A 2,058-nucleotide genomic window follows, 5' to 3' on the forward strand; every position below is an offset into this window, starting at 1 on the left:
AGAAGGGGGGAGGCCTCGCGGCCTCCCCCTTTTTGCGTTAAAAGGCGACATTCTCTATGTAATTAAATCAATCCAATCATCCACCGGTGAATATAAACGTTCACCGTTCTGTGGCCGGTTCTCTGTTCTCAATGGACTAATATTTGCTTTAGCGCGCTGATGCGCTTGTCCTGTTTTACACGGGTCGTTTTATTGATTGTGACGGAAGGACTCACATGGCAGATGTTCATGAGCTGCTTGATACTTGGATTGCCAATGTCAAGGACGAGGAGCTCCTCGCAGAGCTCAACACGATGAAGGAGCAGGGTGATGAGGACGCCATCACCGACGCTTTTTTCCAGGATCTCGCCTTCGGTACTGCCGGTCTTCGCGGCACTATCGGTGCGGGCACTAACCGTATGAATATCTATACGGTCGGTCGCGCGACGCAGGGTTTTGCTGACTATCTCAATGCGACCTTTGAGCATCCGACGGTTGCCATCGCTCGCGATAGCCGCAATAAGGGTGAACTGTTCGTTAAGACGACGGCTGCCATTCTTGCAGCAAACGGCGTGACTGCCCTCGTGTATCCCAAGATTTCTCCTGTGCCGACGCTCTCCTGGGCCGTCCGTGATCTTAAGTGCTCCGGTGGCATTTGCATGACCGCTAGTCATAACCCGGCGCCGTATAACGGCTATAAGGCCTATGGCCCCGACGGCTGCCAGATCACCAGCGAGGCCGCCGATGCAATTTCTAAGGCTATCGCCGAGACGGATACGTTCACCGGCGTGAAGTCCATGGACTTCGATGAGGCTCTTGAGCAGGGTCTGGTCAAATGGATCGATGACTCGTGCCTCGAGCGTTATTACGACGCCGTTCTCGCCCGCGGTGTTACGAATCTTTCTGCCGAGGAGATTGCTGGCGCACCGCTCAAGCTTGTCTATACGCCGCTGAATGGTACCGGCCTCATTCCCGTCACCACGGTGCTCGAACGCGCTGGCATCACTGATGTCACGGTTGTTCCCGAGCAGAAGGAACCTAACGGCGATTTCCCGACCTGCCCGTATCCTAACCCCGAGATCCGTCAGGCCATGCAGAAAGGCATCGATCTCTGTGAGCTGGTTCACCCTGATTTGCTGCTTGCAACCGATCCTGACGCCGACCGTGTTGGCGTTGCCGTTAAGAATGGCGACGACTATCTGCTGCTGACCGGCAATGAGATGGGCGTTCTGCTGCTCGACTATATCTGCAAGACCCGTGCTGCCCGCGGTGAGGACCTCACTAAGAAGGTTGCCGTTACTACTATCGTTTCTTCCGCCATGGTCGATGCTCTGGCCGAGGAGTATGGCTTTGAGCTTCGTCGCTGCCTGACGGGCTTCAAGTACATCGGTGACATCATTACCTCACTTTCCGATGCTGGTGAAGTCGATCGCTTTATCTTCGGTTTTGAGGAGAGCTACGGCTATCTGGCTGGCGACCATGTGCGCGACAAGGACGCCGTGAGCACTTCGTTGCTGATTTGCCAGATGGCTCAGTATTACAAGCTGCAAGGTAAGAACCTCGCCGATGCGATGCACGAGCTGTACGAGAAGTATGGCTACTATCACAATAAGACGATTTCGCTGAGCTATCCGGGTGCTGAGGGTGCGGCAAAGATGGCCGGCATCATGGCCGGTCTGCGCGAGAACCCGCCTGCGGAGCTCGCCGGTTCTAAGATTGAGGCCGTCGTGGATTACAACACCTGCGTGAACGGCCTGCCGAAGGCTAATGTCATTGAGTTCGATCTCGAGGGTGGCAACAAGGGTATCGTCCGTCCTTCTGGCACCGAGCCCAAGATCAAGCTGTATATCTTTGCCAAGGGCGCGGATGTCGCCGAGGCTGATGCAGCACTTGACGCGATTGAGGAGTCCGGTCGCAAGCTGTTGGCCTAAGGCTTTGAAAGCCTATTTCTATAGATAGACGAAAGAGGGGGTCTCGGAAACGAGGCCCCCTCTTATATTATCCAGTCAGCCGAGAGTCCTTATATGTGAAGGAAATGTGTACGCCCAGATTCCCGCCCACGGCGCCCCTCCGGTCTGG

Annotated in this window: 1 protein-coding gene; it reads left to right on the forward strand. The window is 55.2% G+C overall.

The annotated features are described in order from the left end of the window. Positions 1–215: 215 nt before the first annotated feature. Positions 216–1,910, forward strand: coding sequence for a phospho-sugar mutase (locus DXD39_RS10020; RefSeq protein ID WP_117803979.1), 1,695 nt, complete (start codon positions 216–218; stop codon positions 1,908–1,910). Positions 1,911–2,058: the final 148 nt, after the last annotated feature.

The organism is Collinsella sp. TM04-29 (genome assembly GCF_003466565.1).
Lineage (GTDB): Bacteria > Actinomycetota > Coriobacteriia > Coriobacteriales > Coriobacteriaceae > Collinsella.